This is a genomic window from Micromonospora halophytica, from assembly GCF_900090245.1.
GTDB classification, from domain to species: Bacteria; Actinomycetota; Actinomycetes; order Mycobacteriales; family Micromonosporaceae; genus Micromonospora; species Micromonospora halophytica.
Map to the genome: position 1 here is coordinate 1 of NZ_FMDN01000060.1, position 1,992 is coordinate 1,992.

Annotated in this window: 1 protein-coding gene; it reads left to right on the plus strand. The window is 66.9% G+C overall.

Annotated features, from left to right (window positions below):
- Positions 1-165: 165 nt before the first annotated feature.
- On the plus strand, positions 166-1,872 hold the full coding sequence (locus GA0070560_RS27965; RefSeq protein WP_091303116.1) for an IS1634 family transposase: 1,707 nt from the start codon (positions 166-168) through the stop codon (positions 1,870-1,872).
- The last annotated feature ends 120 nt before the right edge of the window (positions 1,873-1,992 follow it).

The following is a 1,992-nucleotide window of genomic DNA, read 5'->3' on the forward strand; positions in this document are numbered from 1 at the left end:
CCCGAGTTCCGCAGTTCGTAGGAACACAGGCCTGATCAGTTCTGGATCGCTGCTGGTCACGGGCTTGCGGATGCCTCACACCGGGCCTGCGGGCCCGAAAGTGTAGTAACACGAGCAGGTACTCATATCTTGTGTGGCCAGCGGTGATGTGGTTTCTTCGTAGTCATGTATCTGCGGTTCACGTCGCGGACCAACGCCGACGGCAGCGTGGTGCGCTACGTCGCCCTGGCGCACAACCGCCGCGTGGCCGGCAAGATCAAGCCTGATGTGCTGATGAACCTGGGCCGTGTCGACCAGGTCGACGTCGAAGGAATGCGTCGGCTCGCCGCGTCGATCAACAAGCACTTCGGCGGAGACGGCGACGGCACGGGCGTGGAAGCGGGCCTGGTTGCCGGGGCGGGACCCCTCGAAGTCGTTGACGCCCGCTCGATCGGAGCGACATGGCTGCTCGACGGGCTGTGGCGGCGACTGGACATCGCCGCGGCCGTACGCACCGCGGCGGACGCGCGCAGGTTCACCACGAACATGGAACGAGTGCTGTTCGCGCTGGTCGCCAACCGGGCGGTGGCCCCGATGAGCAAGCTGTCGGCAGCCGAGTGGGCCGGCGAGGACACCGTCATCCCCGGTCTGGCCTCGATGGACGACGATCACGCATACCGTGCGATGGACCTGCTCGTGGACGCCGACACGGCCGGCCGGGTGCAGGAAGCGGTGTTCTTCGCCGTGGCCAACCTGCTCAACCTCGAGGTCGACCTGCTGTTCTTCGACACCACCAGCACCTACTTCGAACGCGACACCGAAGACCACGGCGAGGACGCCTTCCGCCGGTACGGGCACTCCAAGGACCACCGCGGCGACCTACCCCAGATCGTCATCGGCCTGGCCGTGACGAAGGAAGGCATCCCGGTCCGGTGCTGGTGCTGGCCGGGCAACAGCAACGACCAGCAGGTCCTGGCCGAGGTCCGCGACGACATGCGCGACTGGAAACTCGGCCGCGTCATCACCGTGGTCGACCGTGGGTTCTCCTCCGCCGACAACCTGGCCTACCTGCGCCGCGCCGGCGGGCACTACATCGCCGGGATGCGCATGCGCGACGGCAGCCCCCTCGTCGAGCAGGTCCTGGCCCGTCAGGGCCGCTACCAGCAGGTCAAGGACAACCTGCGCGTCAAGGAAGTGCGCATCGACGGCACCGACGTGCGGTTCGTCATCTGCCACAACCCCGATCAGGCCGCCCGGGACAAGCAGCAGCGCGACGACGCGATCGCCCGCATCGAAGCCGAACTTGCGCGTATCCGTGACCAGCGCGAACGCGACGCCAAACGACCCGTCGGCGACAGGACCCGCCAACGCCACGAGGCCGCGCACGTGCGCGCCGAGTGCGCCCTGCGCGACCACCCCAGCCTGGGCCGGTGGCTCGTCCAACAGCCCAACGGACGGCTGAAGGTCAACAAGGCGAAGATCAAGGTCGAGGAGCGCCTGGACGGCAAATACCTCATCGCCACGTCCGACCCGGCGATCAGCGCCGAGGACACGGCCCTGGGCTACAAGAACCTCCTCGAAGCCGAACGCGGCTTCCGCGACCTGAAGTCCCAGCTGCTGCTACGGCCGGTGTTCCACCGCCTCGAACACCGCATCCGCGCCCACGTCCTCATCTGCTGGCTGGCCCTGCTACTGGTCCGCGTCGCCGAACGCGCCACCGGTGAAACGTGGCGAAACATCAACCGGCAACTCGGGCGAATCAGCCAGGTCACCCTCGCCGGACCCGCCGGCACCGTCGTGCAGACCACCCCGCTACGACCCGAACACAAGGCCATCTACCAGGCACTTTCCGTCCAGCCGCCAGCCCGGGTCACCACCTTCGACCCGCGCTAACCAAGACCAGACACCGGCGATAGAGCGTAGACACACGCCCTTCCGGAGACACACGTCAATCTTCGCTGCTCTGCGGCCAGATTCCGATGATCGTTTAACTACAAGCTGCGGAACCCGGGT

Coding starts and splice junctions, on each gene's coding strand:
- GA0070560_RS27965 (WP_091303116.1), top strand. CDS start 166: ATGTATCTGCGGTTCACGTCGCGGACCAACGCCGACGGCAGCGTGGTG.